The 22,037-nt window shown below is 68.1% G+C and carries 27 protein-coding genes and 1 pseudogene; 7 read left to right on the plus strand and 21 right to left on the minus strand.

Annotated features, from left to right (window positions below; genetic code table 11):
• Positions 1-2: 2 nt before the first annotated feature.
• The 7 genes from dprA to rplS all read right to left on the minus strand — a co-directional run bounded on the left by dprA (position 3) and on the right by rplS (position 5,465).
• The gene (dprA, locus tag K9U37_RS17125; protein WP_372489531.1) at positions 3-1,172 is read right to left on the minus strand and encodes a DNA-processing protein DprA; all 1,170 of its coding nucleotides are present in this window, start codon (positions 1,170-1,172) and stop codon (positions 3-5) included.
• Positions 1,162-2,679 (minus strand): YifB family Mg chelatase-like AAA ATPase, encoded by a 1,518-nt coding sequence (locus tag K9U37_RS17130; RefSeq protein ID WP_243072710.1) that lies wholly within the window; start codon positions 2,677-2,679, stop codon positions 1,162-1,164. Before K9U37_RS17130 ends, dprA begins: the two co-directional genes overlap by 11 nt.
• Positions 2,679-3,044 carry a YraN family protein gene (locus K9U37_RS17135; RefSeq protein WP_243072711.1) on the minus strand — a complete coding sequence of 122 codons (366 nt, stop codon included), beginning with the start codon at positions 3,042-3,044 and terminating at the stop codon, positions 2,679-2,681. The genes K9U37_RS17130 and K9U37_RS17135 overlap by 1 nt, the downstream gene beginning before the upstream one ends.
• A 110-nt stretch (positions 3,045-3,154) precedes the next feature.
• The gene (locus K9U37_RS17140; RefSeq protein WP_167103784.1) at positions 3,155-3,460 is read right to left on the minus strand and encodes a DUF2469 domain-containing protein; all 306 of its coding nucleotides are present in this window, start codon (positions 3,458-3,460) and stop codon (positions 3,155-3,157) included.
• Positions 3,461-3,509: 49 nt separating this feature from the next.
• On the minus strand, positions 3,510-4,223 hold the full coding sequence (locus K9U37_RS17145) for a ribonuclease HII (RefSeq protein WP_243072712.1): 714 nt from the start codon (positions 4,221-4,223) through the stop codon (positions 3,510-3,512).
• A gap of 2 nt (positions 4,224-4,225) precedes the next feature.
• Entirely contained in the window at positions 4,226-5,059 is an 834-nt protein-coding gene (lepB, locus tag K9U37_RS17150; protein ID WP_243072713.1) for a signal peptidase I, read from the minus strand.
• A gap of 64 nt (positions 5,060-5,123) precedes the next feature.
• Complete coding sequence (gene rplS / locus K9U37_RS17155; protein WP_243073433.1) at positions 5,124-5,465, minus strand: 50S ribosomal protein L19; 342 nt, start codon at positions 5,463-5,465, stop codon at positions 5,124-5,126.
• A 321-nt stretch (positions 5,466-5,786) separates the two neighbouring features.
• Here rplS and K9U37_RS17160 point away from each other — a divergent pair, with 321 nt between their 5' ends.
• Complete coding sequence (locus K9U37_RS17160) at positions 5,787-6,722, plus strand: serine hydrolase family protein (RefSeq protein WP_243072714.1); 936 nt, start codon at positions 5,787-5,789, stop codon at positions 6,720-6,722.
• 3 nt (positions 6,723-6,725) lie between these two features.
• On the opposite strand, the gene trmD is transcribed toward K9U37_RS17160, so the two are convergent.
• The 5 genes from trmD to K9U37_RS17185 form a co-directional block, all read right to left on the minus strand.
• Complete coding sequence (trmD, locus tag K9U37_RS17165; protein ID WP_243072715.1) at positions 6,726-7,415, minus strand: tRNA (guanosine(37)-N1)-methyltransferase TrmD; 690 nt, start codon at positions 7,413-7,415, stop codon at positions 6,726-6,728.
• A 1-nt stretch (position 7,416) separates the two neighbouring features.
• Positions 7,417-7,950 (minus strand): ribosome maturation factor RimM, encoded by a 534-nt coding sequence (gene rimM, locus K9U37_RS17170; protein ID WP_243072716.1) that lies wholly within the window; start codon positions 7,948-7,950, stop codon positions 7,417-7,419.
• Positions 7,951-7,952: 2 nt separating this feature from the next.
• Positions 7,953-8,195 carry an RNA-binding protein gene (locus tag K9U37_RS17175; protein ID WP_243072717.1) on the minus strand — a complete coding sequence of 81 codons (243 nt, stop codon included), beginning with the start codon at positions 8,193-8,195 and terminating at the stop codon, positions 7,953-7,955.
• Positions 8,192-8,734: a 30S ribosomal protein S16 gene (gene rpsP, locus K9U37_RS17180; RefSeq protein WP_243072718.1), complete on the minus strand. Its 543-nt coding sequence runs from the start codon at positions 8,732-8,734 to the stop codon at positions 8,192-8,194. Before rpsP ends, K9U37_RS17175 begins: the two co-directional genes overlap by 4 nt.
• 157 nt (positions 8,735-8,891) lie before the next feature.
• A complete protein-coding gene (locus K9U37_RS17185) occupies positions 8,892-9,794 on the minus strand; it encodes an amidohydrolase family protein (RefSeq protein ID WP_308197402.1) in 903 nt (300 codons plus the stop codon).
• A gap of 174 nt (positions 9,795-9,968) precedes the next feature.
• Here K9U37_RS17185 and K9U37_RS17190 point away from each other — a divergent pair, with 174 nt between their 5' ends.
• Positions 9,969-10,856, plus strand: a complete 888-nt coding sequence (locus K9U37_RS17190) for a D-alanyl-D-alanine carboxypeptidase family protein (RefSeq protein ID WP_243072719.1) — start codon at positions 9,969-9,971, stop codon at positions 10,854-10,856.
• Here the strand turns inward: K9U37_RS17190 and K9U37_RS17195 are convergent, their stop codons facing one another.
• Complete coding sequence (locus tag K9U37_RS17195; RefSeq protein ID WP_308197434.1) at positions 10,857-11,249, minus strand: DUF1942 domain-containing protein; 393 nt, start codon at positions 11,247-11,249, stop codon at positions 10,857-10,859.
• Between the two features lie 302 nt (positions 11,250-11,551).
• On the opposite strand from K9U37_RS17195, the gene K9U37_RS17200 reads away from it, so the two are divergent.
• Positions 11,552-11,923, plus strand: a complete 372-nt coding sequence (locus K9U37_RS17200; protein ID WP_243072721.1) for a hypothetical protein — start codon at positions 11,552-11,554, stop codon at positions 11,921-11,923.
• Between the two features lie 191 nt (positions 11,924-12,114).
• Here K9U37_RS17200 and K9U37_RS17205 read toward each other — a convergent pair whose 3' ends face one another.
• The 5 genes from K9U37_RS17205 to K9U37_RS17225 all read right to left on the minus strand — a co-directional run bounded on the left by K9U37_RS17205 (position 12,115) and on the right by K9U37_RS17225 (position 16,610).
• The gene (locus K9U37_RS17205) at positions 12,115-12,297 is read right to left on the minus strand and encodes a hypothetical protein (RefSeq protein ID WP_243072722.1); all 183 of its coding nucleotides are present in this window, start codon (positions 12,295-12,297) and stop codon (positions 12,115-12,117) included.
• A 226-nt stretch (positions 12,298-12,523) separates the two neighbouring features.
• Positions 12,524-13,771 carry an ISAzo13 family transposase gene (locus K9U37_RS17210; protein ID WP_443627151.1) on the minus strand — a complete coding sequence of 416 codons (1,248 nt, stop codon included), beginning with the start codon at positions 13,769-13,771 and terminating at the stop codon, positions 12,524-12,526.
• Positions 13,772-13,826: 55 nt separating this feature from the next.
• Positions 13,827-14,234, minus strand: a complete 408-nt coding sequence (locus tag K9U37_RS17215) for a DUF302 domain-containing protein (protein ID WP_243072723.1) — start codon at positions 14,232-14,234, stop codon at positions 13,827-13,829.
• 17 nt (positions 14,235-14,251) lie between these two features.
• A complete protein-coding gene (locus K9U37_RS17220) occupies positions 14,252-16,234 on the minus strand; it encodes a heavy metal translocating P-type ATPase (RefSeq protein ID WP_243072724.1) in 1,983 nt (660 codons plus the stop codon).
• A gap of 28 nt (positions 16,235-16,262) precedes the next feature.
• Positions 16,263-16,610 (minus strand): ArsR/SmtB family transcription factor, encoded by a 348-nt coding sequence (locus K9U37_RS17225; RefSeq protein WP_243072725.1) that lies wholly within the window; start codon positions 16,608-16,610, stop codon positions 16,263-16,265.
• 155 nt (positions 16,611-16,765) lie between these two features.
• On the opposite strand from K9U37_RS17225, the gene K9U37_RS17230 reads away from it, so the two are divergent.
• Together K9U37_RS17230 and K9U37_RS17235 are read left to right on the plus strand one after the other, a co-directional pair.
• Positions 16,766-17,029, plus strand: a complete 264-nt coding sequence (locus K9U37_RS17230; protein WP_243073435.1) for an SHOCT domain-containing protein — start codon at positions 16,766-16,768, stop codon at positions 17,027-17,029.
• Between the two features lie 5 nt (positions 17,030-17,034).
• Positions 17,035-17,777: pseudogene (locus K9U37_RS17235) on the plus strand (sulfocyanin).
• 363 nt (positions 17,778-18,140) lie between these two features.
• On the opposite strand, the gene K9U37_RS17240 reads toward K9U37_RS17235, so the two are convergent.
• Both K9U37_RS17240 and K9U37_RS17245 read right to left on the minus strand, forming a co-directional pair.
• The gene (locus tag K9U37_RS17240; RefSeq protein WP_243072726.1) at positions 18,141-18,338 is read right to left on the minus strand and encodes a DUF1942 domain-containing protein; all 198 of its coding nucleotides are present in this window, start codon (positions 18,336-18,338) and stop codon (positions 18,141-18,143) included.
• On the minus strand, positions 18,335-18,499 hold the full coding sequence (locus K9U37_RS17245; protein ID WP_243072727.1) for a hypothetical protein: 165 nt from the start codon (positions 18,497-18,499) through the stop codon (positions 18,335-18,337). Before K9U37_RS17245 ends, K9U37_RS17240 begins: the two co-directional genes overlap by 4 nt.
• Positions 18,500-18,669: 170 nt before the next feature.
• Between K9U37_RS17245 and K9U37_RS17250 the strand changes: the two genes are divergently transcribed.
• Both K9U37_RS17250 and K9U37_RS17255 read left to right on the plus strand, forming a co-directional pair.
• Positions 18,670-19,548, plus strand: a complete 879-nt coding sequence (locus tag K9U37_RS17250; RefSeq protein WP_243072728.1) for a D-alanyl-D-alanine carboxypeptidase family protein — start codon at positions 18,670-18,672, stop codon at positions 19,546-19,548.
• Positions 19,549-19,619: 71 nt separating this feature from the next.
• Complete coding sequence (locus tag K9U37_RS17255) at positions 19,620-20,966, plus strand: HNH endonuclease signature motif containing protein (RefSeq protein ID WP_243072729.1); 1,347 nt, start codon at positions 19,620-19,622, stop codon at positions 20,964-20,966.
• Here K9U37_RS17255 and K9U37_RS17260 read toward each other — a convergent pair.
• A complete protein-coding gene (locus K9U37_RS17260) occupies positions 20,963-22,033 on the minus strand; it encodes a metal-dependent hydrolase family protein (RefSeq protein WP_243072730.1) in 1,071 nt (356 codons plus the stop codon). The genes K9U37_RS17255 and K9U37_RS17260 overlap by 4 nt on opposite strands.
• Positions 22,034-22,037: the final 4 nt, after the last annotated feature.

Genomic DNA, 22,037 nt, shown 5'->3' on the forward strand with positions numbered 1-22,037 from the left:
CCTCACCGACTTTGCGTGGCCTCGGGGCCGTCGCGGGAGCTACGTCCACGCCGGACCAGCCGCCAGCGACCGTCCTGACGCTGGGCCAGCCCGGCGATCTCCAGCATGGCCAGCGGCCCGAGCACGTCGGCGGGTGGCAGGCCTGAACTGACCGCGATCTCGTCCGGAGATCGCGCACCACGGGCCGGCAGCGCCTCGTAGACCTGCCGCTCGATGTCGCTGAGCCCGTCCAGCGGACTGCTGGGGTGGGGTGGCTCCTTCGCGAATTCGCCTGCCCGACCGATGATTTCGACGATTTCATCGGCACGCGTGACGAGTTCAGCGCCGTTGCGCAGCAACACGTGGCATCCGGCCGAGGCCATTGAGGTCACCGGGCCGGGAACGGCACAGACCACCCGGCCAAGCGCGCGCGCCCAGGCCGCGGTGTTGGCCGCACCGCTGCGAAGGCCTGCCTCCACGACGACGGTGGCCGACGACAGGGCGGCGAGCAGCCGGTTGCGGGCCAGGAAGCGGTGCCGGGCCGGCCGCACACCGGGCGGATACTCGCTCACCAGCAGACCGGAACCGCCGATGCGGTGCAGCAGGGCCGAATGCCCAGCCGGGTACAGGACGTCAATACCTCCGGCCAGTACCGCGACGGTCTGCCCGTCGGCTGCCAGTGCGGCTCGATGCGCCGCTCCGTCGATTCCGTAGGCGCCGCCGGAGACCACGGTGACCTCGTGTTCGGCCAGGCCGGCCGAGAAGTCGGCGGCGATGCGCTGGCCGTAGGCGGTGGCGGCCCGGGTGCCGACGACTGCGGCGGCGCGATCGGCCACCTCGTCCAGCCGGGCCGGCCCGATCACCCACAACACGAGCGGAGGCCCTCCGCGGCGGCGGGCGCGGAGCGCGGCTCCGTCGAACGCCGTGAATGCCAGCACCGGCCATTCGTCGTCCTCCGGGGTGACCAGCCGGCCGCCGCGCCGGTGAAGCAACTCCAGATCTGCTGTGGCGCTCTCGATCTCACGACGAGCCGCGGTGTGCTCGGCCAGCGTCGGGCCGACCTCACCGCGTCGGATACGCTCGGCAGCCTCCACCGCGCCGACGCAGCGGAGCAGTTCGGCCAGCTCGGCGCAGGGCGGCTCGGCCACCCGGGACAGGTAGGCCCACGCCTTCAACGTGTCCTCACGAGTCACGGGTCACCTCCGTCTGACGGAAGCTCAGCGCGACCGAGACGTCCTCGACGCTGGGTGAGGTCCGGCCTGCGAGGTCGGACAGTGTCCACGCGACCCGCAGGGACCTGTCGACGCCCCGGATGCTGAGCATTCCTCGATCGAGGGCTGATCGCAGTGGAGTCATGACCTTGTCCCCCAACCTGAATCGGCGCCGCAGCAGCGAGCCGGTGACTTCAGCGTTGGTGCTGAACCCATGTGGCCGCCAGCGCTCGGCGGCGGCCGCCCGGGCGCGGGCGACGCGCCGGCGCACCTCGGCGGTGTTCTCCGCCGCCTCGGGCGCAAAGGCCCCGGCACGCACCCGATACATTTCGACCCGCAAGTCGACCCGGTCCATCAGCGGGCCGGACAACTTGCCCAGATAGCGGCGCCGCTGCAGCGACGAGCACATGCAGTCCTTGGGGTCCGCCGGCGCACACGGGCACAAGTTGGCGGCAAGCACCAACTGGAAGCGCGCCGGGTAGCGGGCCACACCGTCGCGGCGCGCCAATCTGATCTCACCGTCCTCCAACGGCGTTCGCAAAGCCTCGAGCGCACTGAGGCCGATCTCGGCACACTCGTCGAGGAACAACACGCCGCGATGCGCGCGGCTGACCGCCCCCGGCCGCGCCATCCCGGATCCGCCGCCGACGAGTGCGGCCACGGTCGAAGAGTGGTGCGGGGCGATGAACGGCGGCCTGGTGATCAGCGGGGTGGTCTCCGACAGCAGCCCCGCCACCGAATGGATCGCCGTCACCTCCAGCGCCTCGCTCTCGGTGAGGTCGGGCAACAGCCCCGGAAGCCGTTGGGCGAGCATCGTTTTCCCGACTCCGGGCGGCCCGGTGAACATCAGATGATGCGCACCGGCAGCGGCGACCTCGACCGCGAACCGCGCCTGCGTCTGACCCACCACGTCGGCGAGATCCGCGATGGGCTCCGGCTCCGGAGCGGTCGTCTCGACACGGACATCCAGAATGTCCTCTCCGGTCAGCCAGGCCTGCAGGTGCCGCAGCGTACGCACCCCGAGCACCTCGATGCCATCGACCAGACTGGCCTCGGCGAGATTGGCGATCGGGACCACCACAGCGGGCCAGCCCTGCCGCTTGGCCGACAGGACGGCCGGCAGCACACCTCGTACCGGACGCACCCTGCCGTCGAGGGCCAACTCCCCCAACAACACCGTCTTCTCCAGGCGGTGCCAGGCCGTCGTGTGACTGGCGGACAGCACTGCGGCCGCGATCGCGATGTCGTAGAGCGAACCGGTCTTGGGCAGCGTGGCCGGCGACAGCGCGAGGGTCAGCCGCGACATCGGCCAGGTGTTGCCGCAGTTGGTGATCGCCGCGCGAACCCGGTCGCGGGATTCCTGCAGTGCCGCGTCGGGCAGCCCGACCAGATGAACCCCGGGCAGCCCGGAGGTGATGTCGGCCTCGATCTCGACGATCTCGCCGTCCAGCCCGCGCACCGCCACCGAGTATGCCCGTCCCAGCGCCATCAGCCCACCCCTCGCAGGTGGAAGAGCTCAGGTTCGCGGCGCCGGCCGACACGCACCCCGATCACGTCGACACGGATGGCCGGCCAGCGCTGCTCCTGCTCGGCGAGCCACACTCCGGTGAGCCGACGTAGCCGCCGGACCTTCTGCGGTGTGACCGCCTGTGCCAGTCCACCGAACCCGTCACCGGTGCGGGTTTTCACCTCCACGAATACCAAGGTGCGGTCGGCATCTTCGGCGATGACGTCCAGTTCGCCATAACGGCATCGCCAGTTGCGGGCCACGATCCGCAGTCCCAGCGAGCTCAGGTGCTCGACCGCGAGCTGTTCTCCCAGCGCGCCCAGCTGGGCTCGCGTCAATGTTGTCATGGCTGCAGCCTGGACTGCCGCCCCGACACCAGCCGACGCGCGGACGGTCTGAGCCCGGGAAAGCGGGGAGTTATCCCCAGCGCCTCATTCGTCCACAGCCCGGCCGGCGATCATTCGGGAAGACGCAGCTCCGGCTTCTCGACTTCCTCGATGTTGACGTCTTTGAAGGTGATGACGCGAACCTGCTTGACGAAGCGGGCCGGCCGGTACATGTCCCACACCCAGGCGTCGGTGAGCCGCAGCTCGAAATAGACTTCGCCATCGGTGTTGCGGGGCACCATCTCGACGCTGTTGGCCAGATAGAAGCGACGCTCGGTCTCCACGACGTAGCTGAACTGCCCCACGATGTCCTTGTATTCGCGGTACAGCGAGAGCTCCATCTCGGTTTCGTACTTTTCGAGGTCTTCGGCACTCATCGGCTCAGCGGTCCTCTTCGTCTTCCGTCGTGGTGATACCCATCTAAACTCACCCCTCACCCGCGCGCTGCGCCGGTGCACAGTCAGCCACCATCTCCGGACCACCCGCGCCCGCGACCCGTCGGACATTGATGAAGGAAAACCGGTGCTGGCGACAAGGGCCGAGGTCCGCCAGCGCCGCGCCGTGCGCGGGTGTGCTGTAGCCCTTGTGTTCGGCGAACCCGTATCCGGGATGCTCGGCATCCATCGCGACCATCAGGCGGTCGCGGCTGACCTTGGCCAGCACGCTGGCCGCCGCGATGCAGGCCGCGGCGGCGTCCCCGCCGACCACCGGCAACGACGGCATGGGAAGCCCCGGCACGCGAAAGCCGTCGGAGAGCACGTAACCGGGCCGCATCGGCAGGCCCGCCACCGCTCGGCGCATGCCCTCGATGTTGGCCACGTGCACGCCGCGGCGGTCGACCTCCTCGGCGGGGATGAACACCACGTGATAGGCCACCGCGTAGCGGCGGATCAGCGGGAACAACTCTTCGCGGGCCTTCTCGGTGAGTTTCTTGGAGTCGTCGAGAGCGGCCAGGCCCTCGAAACGGTTCGGGCCGAGGACGCAGGCGGCGACCACCAGTGGGCCGGCGCAGGCGCCGCGGCCCACTTCGTCGACCCCTGCCACCGGGCCCAGACCGCTGCGGTAGAGCGCGGACTCGAGGGTTCGCAGTCCCGACGACTTGCGGATCACCGTGCGCGGCGGCCACGTCATCGCGGGCATGGTCAGCCCTGCTGCGGGTCGACCGAGGACACACCACCCCACCGAGACGGCGGCCAAGCGATGAACCGCGCCTTGCCGATGACATTGCTCGCCGGAACCGTGCCGGCCATCGGGTCGCCGGTGCACAGGATGCCCTCCTGGGCGTCGGCAGGCGTGCTGGTGCAGTGGGCGCGGGAGTCCGCCGAATGGGTGCGGTTGTCGCCCATCACCCACAGCCGGCCCTCGGGCACCTTGACCGGACCGAACTCGTTGCCCAGGCACGGGTAGACCAGCGGGTCGGCCATCATGGTCTGCGCGTTGAGGTAGGGCTCCTTGAGCGGCTTTCCGTCAACCGTCAGGCCGGTGTCGGCGCGACACTGCACGGTCTGGCCTCCCGTGGCGATGACCCGCTTGACCAGATCGTTCTCGTCAGGCGGGACGAAGCCGACGAATGACAGCGCATTCTGCAACCACCGGACGGCGACGTTGCTCGACCGGATCGACTTGTAACCGACATTCCAGTTCGGCGGGCCCTTGAAGACGATGACGTCGCCGGGATGCGGTGAGCCGAAGCGGTAGCCGATCTTGTCGACCATGATCCGGTCACCGACGCAACCGCTGCAGCCGTGCAGCGTGGGCTCCATGGACTCTGACGGGATCAGATAGGGCCGCGCCACGAACGTCAGCATCACGTAGTACAGGACCACCGCGATGCCGATGAGGATGGCGCCCTCGCGCAGCGCCGAATGCTTCTTCTCCCCCTTCTCGGGGGCCGCGTCGGGGGCGGGGCTTTCCGGAGGTTCCGTCGCAGTGCGGTAGTCCGGCGTCGAGTAGTCCGAGCTCGTGTTGTCGGTCACGTGATCAGCGTAGCCAGGCGAGCTGGCTGCCCTGGGCGGTCACTGGACGCGACGCGCACCGAGCTCAGCGCTTCTCCTTGATCTTCGCCTTCTTGCCCCGCAGCTCACGCAGATAGTAGAGCTTGGCGCGACGGACGTCACCGCGGGTGACGACCTCGATGTGGTCGATGTTGGGCGAGTGCACCGGGAAGGTGCGCTCGACGCCGACGCCGTAGCTCTCCTTGCGGACGGTGAAGGTCTCGCGGACCCCGCCGCCGGAGCGACGCAGCACGACACCCTTGAAGACCTGGATGCGCTGCTTGTTGCCTTCGATGACCTTGACGTGCACGTTCACAGTGTCGCCCGGACTGAAGGTCGGGATGTCGTCGCGCAGCGACGCCTGGTCGACGAAGTCCAGCGTGTTCATCGGTGACACTTCCTTGCGGTTCGCGGCCGCGGCCTGCTGCCAGCGCAGGTGCGCCGGCGGGCTGCCGAGCCGATGGATTCGGGCAACGTGGTGTTTGTCGCAGCAGGCGGAAATCCGTCCGGCCCGCGCGGGCAACTGCTCAATTGTGCCAGATCGGCCGCGAGCAGTGAAATCGCGCTACCCGCCGAGGTCACGGCGATGTCCCCGCGCGCTGACACGCGATGTACAACAAGTACGGCTAACCTTAACTGGCGGGCGGCAGTGCGGCGTGCCCGAACCACTGCGTTCCACCGAGCTCACCGAGTCCAGGCAAGGAGAAAAGTGAGGCGACGGCGTCCGTCGGTGCTGATCACCGGTACTGCCGCAGCGCTGATCGGTGTGTCCGTGGCCGCCTCCTCCCCTCAGGTCAACTCCGGTTCCGCTGATGCAGGTCCGCAGCGGCTGACCCTGCTGGCCGCCGACCCCGCCGCGATTCCCGACGCCCCGGCCATGGCGCCGCTGCCTCAAGCGCCGCCGGATGTGGTCGCCGGCCTCGACGCGCGTGCCCAGCAGGCCGCTTCCGACGCCGCCCAGAAGGGTGCGGACATCGGCTTCACGCTGCTCGACCGCGAGACCGGCCGCATCATCTCCGACGGCGACGGGGGCGCCTTTCCGATCGCGTCGGTGAGCAAGCTGTTCATCGCCGATGACTTGCTGATGCAGGTGGCCAACGGTCAGCGTCAGCTGACTCCCGAGGAGCGTCAGGGCTTGGACGCGATGCTGCGCTCGTCGGACGACAGCTCCGCGGAGGTGTTCTGGAGCGAGGGCGGCGGCTCCGACATCATCAGCCGGGTGAGCGCCCGCTACGGGCTGACCGGGACATCGGCACCCTACGACGGGCACTGGTGGAACACCATGAGCACCACGGCCGACCTGGTCCGTTATTACGACATGTTGCTCGACGGCGCAGGCGGCCTGCCGCCCCAGATGGCTTCGATGATCCTGTCCGACCTGTCCGCCTCGACGCCGATAGCACGGGACGGCTATCCGCAGCGGTTCGGCATTCCCGACGGCCTCTTCGCCGAACCGGTCGCCGTCAAACAGGGCTGGATGCCCGGCTGGAACGGCGACAACTGGTTGCACATGTCGACCGGTGTGATCGGTCCCACCCGGCGCTTCGTTATCGCCATCGGCTCGATGCAGCCGGTCGACGACACCACCGCACGCGACACCGTCACCCAGGCGATCAAGACGATGTTCCCGGGCGGACGGATCTGATCTCTACTCGCCCAACAGATCTGGGCGGCGTTCCTTCGTGCGCTGCAGTGCCTGCTCGTGGCGCCAGGCGCTAATCTTGGCGTGATCTCCGGACAGCAGCACGTCTGGCACCGGTAGTCCTCGCCAGGTCGGCGGCCGGGTGTAGCTCGGCCCCTCCAGCAGACCGGCAATTTCCGGCGAGTGCGAATCATCCTGGTGTGACAGCGGATTGCCCATCACGTTGGGCAGCAGACGCACCACCGCCTCGATCATCACCAGTGCGGCGGCTTCCCCACCGGCCAGCACATAGTCGCCGATCGAGACCTCTTCGACCCGCATCCGGCTCGCAGCGTCATCGACCACCCGCTGATCGATGCCTTCGTAGCGTCCGCACGCGAACACCAGGTGCTGCTCGTCTGACCAGCGCAGCGCGGCACCCTGGGTGAACATCCGGCCGGCCGGGGTCGGGACCACCAGAAGTGTTGACTCGGTGCATATCTCGTCGAGCGCCTCGCCCCACACCGGAGCTTTCATCACCATGCCGGGGCCGCCACCGTAGGGCGAGTCGTCGACGGAATGGTGCACGTCGTGGGTCCACCGCCGCAGATCGTGCACGGCGAAGTCGACGATCCCGGACTCTATTGCCTTGCCCAACAACGACTCCCGCACCGGGTCGAGGTAGCTCGGAAAGATCGTGATGACGTCGATCCGCATGTCAGCGCGTTTCGCCGTCCAGGTCCAGCAGGCCCTCGGGCGGATCGATCTCGACCAGCCCGTCGGCCAGTGAAACCGACGTCACGATGGCGCTCACGAACGGCACCAGCACCTCGGCGCCGTCAGGCGTGCGCACCGACAGCAACTCCCCCGCGGCGGTGTGCAGCACCTCGGCCACCGAACCGACGGCGCTGCCGTCCGCCGTGCGCACGGCGAGCCCTTCGAGCTGATGGTCGTAGAACTCGTCGGGATCCTCGATGGGCGGCAACTCGGCGGAGTCGACCACGAACAGCTGCCCGCGCAGCGCATCGGCGGTGTTGCGATCCGACACGCCGGGCAGGCGAACCAACAGCCGGCCGCCATGGGGGCGGGCCGAATCGATCACCACATCTCGGCCACCGTCACCACGAGCAGGCTTGAGCCGCAAGCGATTCCCGGGTGCGAAGCGGTCATCGGGGTCGTCGGTGCGAACGTCGACCACCAGTTCGCCGGTGATGCCGTGCGCCTTGACCACACGCCCGACGACGAGCTCCATGGCTACTGGTCGGTGTCCACCACGTCGACGCGGATGCCGCGACCGCCGATGCCGGCCACCAGTGTCCGCAGCGCCGTTGCGGTGCGACCGCCGCGGCCGATCACCTTGCCGAGGTCTTCCGGATGGACATGGACCTCAATGGTCCGGCCACGGCGGCTGGTCACCATGTCGACGCGGACATCGTCGGGATTGTCGACGAGCCCGCGGACCAGGTGCTCCACGGCGTCGACGACGACCGAGCTCATTCTGCGGCGGCCTCAGTGGCCTCGGCAGCCTCGGCGGCGGGCTCGGCGGTCTCAGCGGCGGGCTCAGCCTCGGCGGCGGGCTCGGCGGTCTCAGCAGCGGCCTCAGCCTCGGCGGCGGGCTTCTCAGCCTCGGCGGCGGGCTTCTCGGCCGGCGCCTTCTTCTTCTTCGGCTGGGTGGCCTCGCCCGACGGCGCGCCGTCGGCGGCGGCCAGGGCGGCGTTGAACAGGTCCAGCTTGCTCGGCTTGGGCTCCTTGACTTTCAGCGTGCCCTCGGCGCCGGGCAGACCCTTGAACTTCTGCCAATCACCGGTGATCTTCAGCAGAGCCAGGACCGGCTCGGTGGGCTGGGCGCCCACGGACAGCCAGTACTGCGCGCGCTCGGAGTCGATCTCGATGAGGCTCGGCTCTTCCTTCGGGTGGTAGCGACCGATGACCTCGATCGACCGTCCGTCACGACGGGTGCGCGCGTCGGCGACGGCGATGCGGTACTGGGGATTGCGGATCTTGCCAAGCCGGGTGAGCTTGATCTTGACGGCCATGAACGACTACTCCTGCTGCGTTGCCACGCTGCAATTCAGCGATGCGGGCAGGATGCCCGATCCGGTTTTGCGTCACGTGTGTGACCGCAGTACGGCGCATCGTGGAGAAGCCGCACGCGGACAGCCGCCTATTGTGCCAGATCGCGCAGGTCGGGTGTTAATCGCCGGAGGTGGCGCCGACCTGCCCGAACAGGTTGCGGGCATTGCTGTAGAACACCTTGCGGCACCACTGATCGCCCAGGCCGAGCGCGGCGATCGACTCAAGCGCGTGATGGTAGGGATACGGGATGTTGGGAAAGTCGCTGCCGAACAGTACCCGGTCCGCCAGCTCGACCAGCGCCGGCCGCGCATCGGGTGGAAACGGGTCGGTCTGTTCGGTGAACTCGGTGAACACCAAGGTGGTGTCGAGGTAGACACCGGGATAGCGGCGCGCCAGCTCGATGAACTCCCGGTATTCCGGAAAGCCCATGTGAGCGATGATCAGCCGAAGCCCCGGATGCCGGCGCAGGATCTCGGCCACCGGGGCGGGACCGGTATGCCGACCCGGCTGAGGCCCGGAGCCCGCGTGGATGACCGTCGGTATCTGCGCCTGCTCGAGAAGCGCCCATACCGGCGCCAGCAGCGGATCGGTCGGCGCATAGTCGCCGACCTGGATGTGGGCCTTGAAGACCCGCGCGCCTGCGTCGATCACCCGACGCACGTAGGCTGGGGCGGACGGCTCGGGATAGAACGTCGCGGTGTGCAGGCATTCCGGAACCTCGGCCGCGAACTCCGTGGCCCAGGAGTTGAGCCATTCGGCCATGTCCGGCTTGTGCGGATACACCAGCGACGTGAACGCGGTGACACCGAACTGCCGTAACCGATCGACGCGCGCGGCCTCGTCGAGTCGGTAGGAGATCGGCCATCGGCGGCCGACCAGTGGTCCCATCCCGTCGAAATAGGCCCACACCTTGTCCATCACCCGCTTGGGCATGAAGTGGGTGTGGACGTCGACGATCGCCTCGAGGCCGACCCGGTCGAGCAGGCCGCGGACGGCCGCCGTCTCGGCCTCGGCGCTCACAGGAACTTCCGGATGCACTTGGTCTCGACGCGGCAGGTCATGCGCCGGCCGTCGTCGGTCCGGATGAACTCGTCGTCGTACCACCGCCCGCGAACATGACCCGCCAGGCTCAGCATTCGTCTGATTCAACACCGCACGTGGAGATCTCAGCCGACCGGGTTACGCTCACACCCCATGGGGAGGCTACTGGCCGCTTTCGCGGCATCTTTCGCCCTGACCATCACCACCGCCGTCGTCGGCAGCCCTGCTGCCGCCACAGCGGATCCGAACGTCCAGCCGGTGGGGTCGATACCGATACCCGACGGTCCGGCTCCGGCATGGATCGTCGCCGACATGGACAGCGGGCTTGTGCTGGCGGGCCGTGACATGTACACCGCCCATCCGCCGGCGAGCACCATCAAGACGCTGCTGGCGCTCACCGCGCTCGACGAGCTGACCCTCGACGCCACCGTGGTGGCCAACGAGGCCGATGCCCACGTCGAGTGCAGCTGCGCAGGCATCAAACCCGGCCGCACCTACACCGCGCGTCAGCTGCTCGACGCGGTGCTGCTGGTGTCGGGCAACGACGCCGCCAACACACTGGCCGACATGCTCGGCGGCTACCAGAGCGCGGTGGACAAGATGAACGCCAAGGCGGCGGCGGTCGGCGCCACCAACACCCACGCCGCCTCTCCCTCAGGACTGGACGGACCGGGCGGGTCGGGCTGGACCACTCCGCACGATCTGGCCGCGATCTTCCGCGCCGCCATGGCCAGCCCGGTGTTCGCCGAGATCACCGCGCAGCCGGTGGCGATGTTCCCCACCGACGCCGGCGAGCGGCCGCTGGTCAACCAGAACGAACTGCTCGTGCGCTATCCCGGCGCCATCGGCGGCAAAACCGGGTTTACCGACGCCGCCCGTAAGACGTTCGTCGGCGCCGCCGACCGCGGTGGACGGCGGCTGGTGATCGCGATGATGTACGGCCTCATCCACGAAGGCGGCCCGACCTACTGGGACCAGGCCGCGATGCTGCTGGACTGGGGCTTCGCGCAGAGCCCTTCGGAAAACGTCGCGGCGCTCTAGCTAGCGGCGTCCGCCCGGCACCGCATTGAACCCCGGCTGGGCGACTTCCGCCTCGTTGAGTTGGAACGGCGCGGGCGCTAGATCGTTCGGAGTGGCCACGATGTCAGGACTCGACTCCACCGGCGCCGACTGCGCACCGGGCGCAATGACCTCCGATGAATCCTCCGGCCCCAGCTGCACTGGATTGCCCGTCGTCGGAATTTCACCCGGCACCCAGGCGAGGATGTCGCGAACACCGTCGTTCCACACGACGCTGTTGGGCACCTCGCCGACGACGTCGAAGTAGTTAGCACCGTGGGCGACTGGCGTTCGTAACGTTCGCGGTGAGCCCTCTGCCCAGCGTGACGAACGGACGGTATCGGTTACGTTCGCGAGGTTCGCAGAAAAGCGGATTTGCGGATCGCCCCTTTAAGAACTAGACCAATCCAGACTTTGCTAGCGGTCCTATCTGTACGGCTGTGCCCCACGGTGTAGAAGCGCCCGCGATGCCGATCAGCGGGTCTGACCCCAACGCACCGGTCACACGTAGTGAGCAACGGTGAACGCTTCTGCATAGCGTTAGTGGCGACCGCCGCGATCTCCAGATCGATCCGGGGGTCGTCGATCGGTATTGCTGAGCTAGTGGTTCAGTGAAGATTCAATGAAGAACGCGGCGTTTCGATTCATCGCCTGGGTGGAGTCGGCATGATCGAGTCATGACCGAAACGCCCGAATCCCGGACCGAACCGACAGCGGTGGCCACCGAGCAGTGGCGCGGGGAGCTGTCACATGGATCCGACCGTCCCAACAGGCTCGCCCAGAGCGCGGCATGGGTGGGCATCGTTGCTGGTGTCGTGTTTATCGTCGCGGTGGTCTTCTTCTCCGGGTTCTTCGTCGGAAGGCAGTACGGCGGCGGTTACCGCGACGGGCGCGGAATGTACTACCCCGGCGGGATGATGGGGCCCGGCGGGATGATGGGGCCCGGCGGGATGATGGGCCCCGGATCGTCGGGACCTGGGATGATGGCCCCCGGTCAGCAGCTATCGCCGACGACAACTCCGGCCGTGCCCACCACGCCGCCTCGGTAGCCGTTTCAGCCTGGTTCGTTCGTGCAGGTCGGTTGTGGTCAGTTCGGCGTGAACCAAGGTGAAGATGTGTTCCGGCTTTGGCGGGGCCGCGTGCCACCCTTCCCGCCACGCGAGTTGGGCTGCACAACCCCAACCGCGGTGCTGCGATAGGGTGGTGGAGCCTGGCCAGGGCGTCGGCGAGGTGCTTCTTGCTATTCGCGTCCGAAGAGTGGTTCGCCGTCGTTGCCTCCGAGCAGGAAGATGAACCGGTCAAGGTCGGCGCGGAGTTCGTCGGCGGTGCAGGCGGGATGACCGACGTAGTGGGTCAGTGATGCGTCGAGGCGCCCGGTATCGGAGGCGAGCCAGTCGTTGACGAACTGCAGGAGCTCGGTCAACTCGACACATCGGCGATATCCAAGCGAATCTGCGGCATAAACACGCCTCCGGATCGGGGTTGCCGTCGACGACGATCGGATTAGCGGCCTGACGAGTGCAGGTCGGCCTTTTGATTGCGGGTGTTCTCCAACAGCGTGGCCGGTGGCCTACCGCCAGCAGCACGCAATTGTCATCGTTCGCATGGCCGCACCCGTGACCCGGGGCGAGTTAGGGAGCGCGGAGTAATTAGGTGGGTTCTGTTGGGCGTGTCGCGGTGTGGTCGGCTGTGAGCGTGTAGTTCCAGTCGCCGTGGAATTCGTGACGGTGCAGTTGGGTGGCTTCGAGGGCGGCGATCTGCTTGTCGGTGATCTTGATGCCGCGCTCGTAGGTGGTGGTGTCAAGCACCGCGTTCACGGTCAGCCCGGTGGATGTGGTTGTTGCCCTGAGAGTTTCGATGACTACCTCGTGGGACTCCAGGGGTCGTCCGCGCCAGTTGCGGCTGATCGCGGAGAACAGCCGGTGTTCGATCTTGTTCCATTTGGAGGTGCCGGGCGGCAGGTGGCAGACCGTGATGTCGAGTCCGGCCTCGGTGGCGAAGGCGGCGAGTTCGGTTTTCCACAGCCGCAGCCGGGATCCGTTGGAGCCGCCGGAGTCGGCGGTGATCAGCAGCTTGTCCGAGCCGGGATAGCTGATGGCGCCCATCGTGGTCCACCAGCGGCGGATCGATTCCACCGCGAACGCGCCGGTGTCGGCGTCGGTGCCGACGTTGACCCAGCCGGTGTTGGCGGCGATGTCGTAGACCCCGTAGGGGGCCACCTTGCCCAGGGCCTTGTCGGCGAAGTCGTGCACCTGCACCTGCCGGGGTGACCCGGCGGGCTCCCATTCGCGGCCGGCAGCTGTGTAGTTGCCGACGAGTTCTTTCTTCTTGGTGTCCACGCTGATCACCGGGTCCCCGTCGGCCTGGAATCCTTCGACGTGGGTGTTGAGATAGCCGAACTGCCCATCCCGATCCCGATGATGGGTGCCTTCCAGGGTTTTCGAGTTCGCCTGCAGGCTGTAACCAGCCTGTTTGAGCAGCTTGGCCACCGTCCGTGCGGACACCCGATGTCCCCTGGCGGTCAGCTCGGCGGCCAGCTTCGCCGTCGATTTGGTCGTCCACCGCAACGGCGACTCCGGATCACCACGGGTGACCGGATCCACCAGTGCGTCGAGCGCGGCGACCAGATCGGGGTCGGTCACCGCCATCGGCGGGCGCCCCGCACCCGGCCGGCGCACCCGCCCCGGAATCGGTTCGCCGGAATCCAACTCACGCACACCGGCCGCCACGGTATCCGGATGCACCGCAGCGGCCGCCGCGACCAGCTTGATCCCGCCCCGACCCAGCACCTTGGCCTCCGCGCCGAGCAACAACCGCCACGCCCGCTCATCCAGATGCGGGCGGATCAACAACAAACGGGCGGCGACCGGATCGGAGTCCACAGCAGGCAGCGTCATACCACAAGTGTCGACAAACCAAACGGAAAAACCTAATCAATTACTGCGCGATTCCTTAGGTGTGGTCGAGTGCGTCGATGACGGCTTGCAGTTTGGTGGTGACCTGTTCGGCGACCTGTGCCACTCCGGGTGCGTCGCTGAGCTCGGCCATCAGCGCGGGATTGATGGCATCGACGATGACGGTGTCGTTGCCGTGGGTGGTGTCGGCGCGCACGACGACGTTGCAGGGCAAGAGCAGCCCGATCTCGGGGTCGCTGAGCACGGCTTGATGCGCCAGGGGCGGGTTGCAGGCGCCCAGGATCAGATAATCGGCCATGTCGACGTCGAGTTTGGCCTTCATGGTGGCTTTCACGTCGATCTCGGTGAGCACCCCGAACCCGTGGTCGGCCAGGGCCGTTCGGGTTCGCGCGACCGCGTCGTCGAAGGAGGTGTGCAGTGTGGTTGATAGTGCCAGTTTGGTCATCGTTGTCTCTTTCCTGCTCAGCGGTTTGCGGCGTTTCCGATCTCTGCAGTCGCCCGGCGGGTGCTCGCGCGGCGGCCGTTTGGTCGCGGGATCCCGGCTAGGGGTTGGGCGCGCCCGGCGCGGACACCGTTGGCGATAACGACGATCTCGGCGAGTTCGTGCACGAGCACCACGGCGGCCAGGCCGAGGACCCCGAGCAGGGCCAGGGGCAGCAGGATGGTGATGATCGCCAACGATAGGCCGATGTTTTGCAGCATGATGCGCCGGGATCGGCGGGCGTGGGACAGCACTTGGGGCAGGTGGCGCAGGTCTTGGCCCATCATGGCGACGTCGGCGGTTTCGATGGCGACGTCAGTGCCCATGGCGCCCATCGCGATGCCGAGGTCGGCGGTGGCCAGGGCGGGGGCGTCGTTGACGCCGTCACCGACCATCGCGGTGGGCCGCCGGGAGCGCAGTTCCTCGATGATGCGGGCCTTGTCCTCGGGCCGCAGGTCAGCGTGCACGTCGTCGATGCCGGCGTCGGCGGCCAACGCCCGGGCGGTGCGCTCGTTGTCCCCGGTCAGCATCGCCACCTGGTAGCCGCGGGCGCGCAGCCCACCGATCACCTCGGCGGCTTCGGGTCGCAGCTCGTCGCGCACCGCCACCGCACCCAACACGGCACCGTCGCGTTCGACGAGCACCGCGGTTGCCCCGGCGCGCTGCATTCGGTCGATGACCTCGGCCAGCGGGCCGGGTTGGATCCAGCCGGGCCGCCCGAGCCGGACCGGACTTCCGTCCAGCCAGCCGGTGAGTCCGGCGCCGGTGGCCGATTCAACATTGTGCGCCGGGGTGACCTGATCGGCGGCGGCGAGGATGGCTGCGGCCAAGGGGTGTTCGCTGCGGGCCTCCAGCGCGGCGGCCACCGCCATCACTTCGGGGCGCGAAACCCCGTCGGCGGGTACTACGGTCATGACGGCGGGCTGGTTGCGGGTCAGGGTGCCGGTCTTGTCCAGGGCGATCGTGCGGATGCGGCCCAGGGCCTCCAGCGCGGCACCACCTTTGATGAGGACACCCATCTTGCTGGCGGCGCCGATCGCGGCGACCACGGTCACTGGCACCGCGATCGCCAGCGCGCACGGTGAGGCCGCGACCAGTACCACCAGCGCCCGTTCGATCCACACCCGCGGATCCCCGACCAGGCTGCCGATCACGGCGATGATTACGGCGGCGACCATGATCGCGGGCACCAGCGGGCTGGCGACCCGGTCGGCCAGGCGTTGGCTAGAACCCTGGCGGGCCTGCTCGGCCTCCACAATCTGAACGATCCGAGCCAGCGAGTTGTCGGTGGCGGTGGCGGTGATCTCCACGTCGAGAACCCCGGCGCCGTTGATTGAGCCGGCGAACACCGCATCACCGGGGCCTGCTTCGATCGGCACCGACTCCCCAGTGATCGCCGAGGTGTTCAGCGCGCTGCGCCCCGCGGTGATCACGCCATCGGTGGCGATCCGCTCCCCGGGTTTGACCACCATCACCTCGCCCACGGCGAGTTCCGTTGGGGAGACAGGGTATTCGCGCCCACCGCGGCGCACCGTGGCGACGGCGGGGACCAGCGACAGCAGCGCCCGCAAGCCTCGGCGGGTACGGGTGATCGAGTACTCCTCGAGGCCCTCGCTGATCGCGAACAAAAACGCCAGCATCGCGGCCTCGCCGACCTCACCGAGGGCCACCGCACCGACTGCGGCGATCGTCATCAGGGTGCCGACACCGATCTTGCCCGCCGCCAATCGCTTCAGAGTGGACGGGACGAAGGTGGCGCCGGCGATGATCAGCGCCGCGGCCTCCACAACCAGCGTCACCGGCGCGGGTCCGCCGGCCCAGCCCACGATCAGCCCCGCCAGCAGCAGCACCCCGGCCAGAGCGGCAGCCCGGATCTCGCTGACCTGCCACAGTTTCTCCGGGCCCCGCTCGCGCTCATCGCGGTCGGGACCGGAATCGTCGTGGCCGCAGCAGGTGTCACTCACAGGCAGACCCCGATGCGCCGGCGGTGCCTTAATTGGGGCACAACGCGACCGCGTTGCCGGTGGCCATCAGCAGTGTTTCGGCCGCCACCAACAGATCGAGCAGTTCCGGGCGGGTCAACGAGTAGAACACCTGCCGTCCCTGCGGACGGCCCGCCACCAGACCGCACTCGCGCAGACACCCCACATGCGCCGACACCGTCGACTGGGCCAACCCCAACTCCGTCACCAGGTCGGCCACCCGGGCCTCCCCGCGAGCCAACCGGCCCACGATCGCCAACCGGGTGCCGTCCGAGAGGCCACGGAACAACGCCACCGCCGCATCCAGACCCGACCCGGATGGTGATCCGGCCAGACAACCCGCACTATCAATCGTCATACAGCGATAATACTGTGCGTTGGCCGGTAATACCGAAACGCACCGATGGTTGAGGACCATCGGCCCTACCGGGTCGTGGCACTGTCCGCGCAGGCTGGCCTGAGCAACTCACGTTGCCGGGCTTGGTAATTCAAGGCGAAAGGTGCGCGACCATGATGTATGACGGCTGGGGCTGGGGTGGCATGGGATCAGGCGGCTGGATCCTGATGACCGTGGTAATGGTGCTGTTCTGGGCGGCGGTGATCACCGCCGTGGTCCTGGCCATCCTCTACCTGACCGGTCCGCGGCACACCAGCGCGCACCCGCCCGGACCGGGGCCGGCCCGCGCTGAAGGTCTGCTCGCCGAACGCTTCGCCCGCGGCGAGATCGACGAAGACGAATACCAGCGGCGCATGACGCTGCTGCGCGAACACCGCTGACCGCGATGCGCTCCCACCGCCTCTGGCTGGTCTTGGCCATCGCGATCGCATCGGTGATCCTCGGGGTCGCGACTACCGCGATCTGGTACACCGGCGGGCCGTTCGGCCGCCAAACACCCGTCTCCGCCAACGCCCCCTACCCGAACGCCCCCGGCGCCTGGGGCCCGGGCATGATGGGCCCCAGGCGGTACCCGGCCGCCCCGCCGCCGTCCTGTTCCGCGCCGGCGCTACCGGGCGCGGTGGTTGACGTCACCGTCACCGACATGGGAGCGATGATGGGGCCGGGCATGATGGGCCGCGGCGGCATGATGGGGCCGGGCTGGAACGGCCCGAACGGCGCGAACGGCCCGGGGCAAACCGGCTACCGATACCCGGGCATGGGGATGATGCGCATCGTCGTCACCCCAGCCTCCGTTCCGGCGGGCCCGGTGTCGTTGCGGGTACTCAACACCGGCGGGTTGAGCCACGAACTCGTCGTGCTGCCCCTGGCACAGGGCCAATACCCCGGGTGGCGTGTCACCGGCCCGGACGGCAAGGTCGACGAGTCCGGCAGCCTGGGTGAGGCCTCCCGCACCTGCGGCGCCGACAAAGGTGACGACCAGTCACCCAATACGGCATCGCCCCTGGCGGCACCGGCTGGACCACCATCACCCTGACCCCGGGACGCTACGAGCTGATCTGCAACATCGCCGGCCACTACTGGGCCGGGATGTATGCCGAACTCGACGTCACCGGCCCACCCAAATAAGTGAGACGAACCATGTTCGCCAGACGTGCAACGATCACCACCGCGACCATCCTCGCGCTAGCCGGATCGGTCGCAATCGGGCTCAGCGGCGGCGAGACGACCACCACCCTCGCGCAACCCTCAGGCGGGGTTTCATCGACGAGCGGGCCCGCGCTGCCGGTCCAGGGCCCATGGGACCAGTGCTGGGGACCCAACGGCTGGGACCCCAATTGCTGGGGACCCGGACCATGGGGTCCTGGACAGTACGGACCGGGCATGATGGGTCCCGGCGGATACGGCGGACCGGGCATGATGGGCCCGGGACCGTGGGGCCCTGGACAGTGGGGGTCGGGCATGATGGGCCCCGGGCCGTGGGATTACTAACTAACTAAGGAAGTACAACTTGCCCATGTTCGATGCACCCCAGATGGCAGGGTAGAAGGCGCCGGATTGTGCCCGGGCCCCGAAGCGCTCGATCATCGGGAGGGCGCCACCGCCAAACCCGTCGACCACCAGTTGGGCGGCCGCGTACAACGTGCCGTTGTGCAGCACCGGATCGCTGCTCGGCGCCAGCTTCTTCACCGTATAGCCGATGACGGGAGTCCGTTGGGACCGTTCAGCGTTTCCTGCTCGCCGAAGATCCGGATGTTGTCCGTCGCCCACGCCGGGGGCACGGTGGCGGCGCCGATGCCGATCGTGATGACGCAGGCGGCAACAGCTCCAGCCAGCTTCGTGACGTTCATTGTGACTCCCCTCATTCGCAGCGACCCGCACTCGCTGCATCGACGCTGGAATCGCGAGTTTGACCCTACTTATTCTGCGCTACCGATTGCCGCTGATCGTGGAGGTTCGCCACAAATCCGAGACCGCACCGAACCCGTTCTGAGGTCATCGGTACCTACGCTTGGGCCACATGCCTGTCGGTTCGCCGCGCGGACGTCGCTTGCGGCGAGCGGCACTCCCCGCTGCGGTGAGCCTGTTGGTCGTCCTCGGCGCCCAAGCGTTCGGTGCACCCAGCGCCTCCGGTGCACCGGAGGCTGCCTCGGCCGCCGCCGCACCACCGCCGGACGGACCGGCGCCGGCGTGGCTGGTCGCCGACCTCGACAGTGGCCGCATCCTGGGTAGCCGCGACCCCTACCGAACATACGCGCCGGCCAGCACCATCAAGCCGCTGCTGGCGATGGTGGTCATGGATCAGGTCAACCCGGCGGCCGCGATGCGCGCGACGGCAGCCAACGCCGACGTCGAATGCTCCTGCGTCGGTCTCGTGCCCGGCTCGGTATACACCGCGCGTCAACTGCTCGACGCGCTGTTGATGGTCTCAGGCAACGACGCGGCCAACGCACTGGCCGACATGGTGGGTGGCCACCAGGTCGCAGCGCAGAAGATGAACGTCAAGGCCTACCAACTCGGCGCCCGCAGCACGCGGGCCGGCTCACCGTCAGGGCTCGACGGGCCGGGCTGGGAGTCGGCGACCACGCCGAACGATCTCGGAGTGATCTACCGGGCCGCGCTGAACTACCCGCTGTTCGCCCAGATCATCCACCAGAGCACCGCGCTGTTCCCCGACGGCAAGGGCGGTGTGAAGCAGATCGCCAGCCACGATCACCTGCTGCCCAACTACCCCGGCTTCATTGGCGGCAAGACCGGCTACACCAACCTCGCCAAGGAGACCTACGTCGCCATGGCGCAGCGCAACGGCCGACGGCTGATCGCGGTGCTGATGTACGGCAGCGACGAACTGTGGGACCAAGGCCGGGCACTGCTCGACTGGGGCTTCAGCGTCAGCTAGCTCTGTCTCCCACGGCCGGAAGGTCGGTTTGTCAGTCCGAATCTGTCAGCGAGCCGCGATACTATTCGAACATGCGTTCGATTCTTGCCGTTCTCGACGACCTCGACAGCCTCGTGGAGGAACTCGCCGCTGCCGACCTCGACGCGGTCGAGGCAGTCGAACGGTACCAGGTGGTCGATCGGCTGGAAACCGCGCGGCGCCGCCAGATCGCGATCAGCCTCGACCACATCGCCCGCCTCGAGCACGTCCCCGGTTGCCCGCCGGTGGGCATCACGCTGGCCGACGTGTTGCGGATCAGCCGAGCCGAATCACGTCGCCGAATCCGCGACGCCGAGCAACTCACGGCACGGACGACCCTGACCGGTGAACCGCTGGCTCCGCTGCTGCCCAAGACGTCGGAGGCTTGGCACGACGGAGTCCTCGACGGCGACCATCTACGGGTCATTGAGAAGTTCTTCCGCGATCTGCCCGATCACGTTCCGGACCCGGAGATCGAGAAAGCCGAAGCCTCGCTTGCCGAGCATGCCGCTAACCTGCGGCCCGACCAACTGGAGAAGATCGCTCACCGGCTGGCGCTGGCCCTGAACCCCGACGGCACCTTCTCCGACGAGGACCGAGCCCGCAAGCGCGGATTCACCTGGTGCGGTGCGCAACGCCCCGACGGCATGAGCGTGGGCAAGCTCATTGCCAACCCCGAACTGCGCGCCATGCTCGATGCGTGGTTCGCGAAATTCGCCGGCCCTGGAGTGTGTAACCCCGATGACCAAACCCCCACCGTCACAAGCGAGCCCACCGCAGACGTCGCCGAGCGCGATGCCCGCAGCCTGCCCCAGCGCCGGCACGACGCCTTGAGCGCGCTGGTGCGCGGGCAACTCGGCGATCCGAGACTCGGCCAGCACAACGGTCTTCCGGTGACGGTGATCGTCTCCGCCACTCTGCAGGAGATCCAAGCCAAGACCGGACAGGCCGTCACCGCCGGCGGCACCCTCATCCCGATCTCCGATGTCATCCGGATGTCCGTCCATGCCTACCACTACCTGGCGCTGTTCGACGGGGTAACCGGCCAAGCTCTGTGGCTGGGCCGCAGCAAACGGATCGCCACTGGAGATCAGCGAATTGTCCTGCACTCCAAAGACCGTGGCTGCACGCGACCCGGCTGCGACGCCCCCGGCTACCGCACCGAAGTCCACCACGTCGACGAATGGGCCACGGGCGGGCTGACCAACATCGACAAACTGACCCAAGCCTGCCATTCGGACCACAAGCTGCTCGACGAAGGCTGGGGCGTGCGCAAGCGCGCGGACGGGACCACCGAATGGATTCCCCCATCCCAACTGCCCTTCAACGGCGGTGGCGTCAACACCTACCACCACCCCGAACGCCTCATCGACCACCGTGACGACGACGGCGCGGCCTAGAACACGCGACCTCGCAGAACCGCCCGGTCGGGGCGCGACAGCACGTCTGCGCCGCTGCGCGGGTCGGCGGTGAAGCACAGCAGATCTGCCGGCGCACCGTCCGCCAGAACCGGTCGGCCCAGCCAGCGCCGGGCATCCCAGCACGCCGCACCCAGCGCGTCGGTCGGCGTCATCCCGATGCCCTTGAGCGCCTCGACCTCGTCGGCCACGCGGCCGTGCGCAATGTTGCTGCCCGCGTCGGTGCCCGCGTAGATCGGCACGCCGGCTTCCCGCGCGGCGGCGATCCGCTGCGGACAGCGGGCGTAGAGCTCACGCATGTGCGTCGCGTAGGACGGGAATTTGCTTGCGGCATCGGCGAATCCGGGGAAATTATCGACGTTGATCAGGGTCGGCACCAAAGCGGTACCGTGCTCGACCATCATCGCCACGGTGTCGTCGGTCAGCCCGGTGCCGTGCTCGATGCAGTCGATGCCGGCTGCGATGAGGCCCGGTAGCGCGTCCTCGCTGAACACATGCGCGGTGACGCGGGCGCCCTCGTCGTGCGCCGCGGCGATCGCGGCGCGCAGCACGTCATCGGACCACAGCGGGGCCAGATCCCCCACCGACCGGTCGATCCAGTCCCCCACGAGTTTCACCCAGCCGTCACCGCGGCGGGCCTGCTCGGCCAGCGCCTCGGGTAGCTGCCACTCGTCCTCCAGCTCGATGGCGAACCCGCGCCCGTAGCGCTTGGGCCGGGCAAGATGCTTGCCGGCACGGATGATTCGCGGCAGGTCGTGGTGGTCGTCGAGGCTGCGGGTGTCGGTGGGTGATCCGCAGTCACGCAACAACAGCGCGCCCACCCCACGTTCGGCCTCGGCCTGGGCGATCGCCTCCTCGAGAAGGATCTCACCGTGCGGCCCCAACCCGACGTGGCAGTGCGCGTCGACGAGTCCGGGGATGATCCAGCCGCCGTCGAAGACGGTTTCGGCGTCGGCCACGGGATCGCTGCGCAGGACGCCGTCGGCGATCCACCATTCGACAGGCTCGCCGTCGGGTAGCCCGCGGCCCCGAACGTGCAACCCGCTCAACGGA

The organism is Candidatus Mycolicibacterium alkanivorans (assembly GCF_022760805.1).
Taxonomy (GTDB): domain Bacteria; phylum Actinomycetota; class Actinomycetes; order Mycobacteriales; family Mycobacteriaceae; genus Mycobacterium; species Mycobacterium alkanivorans.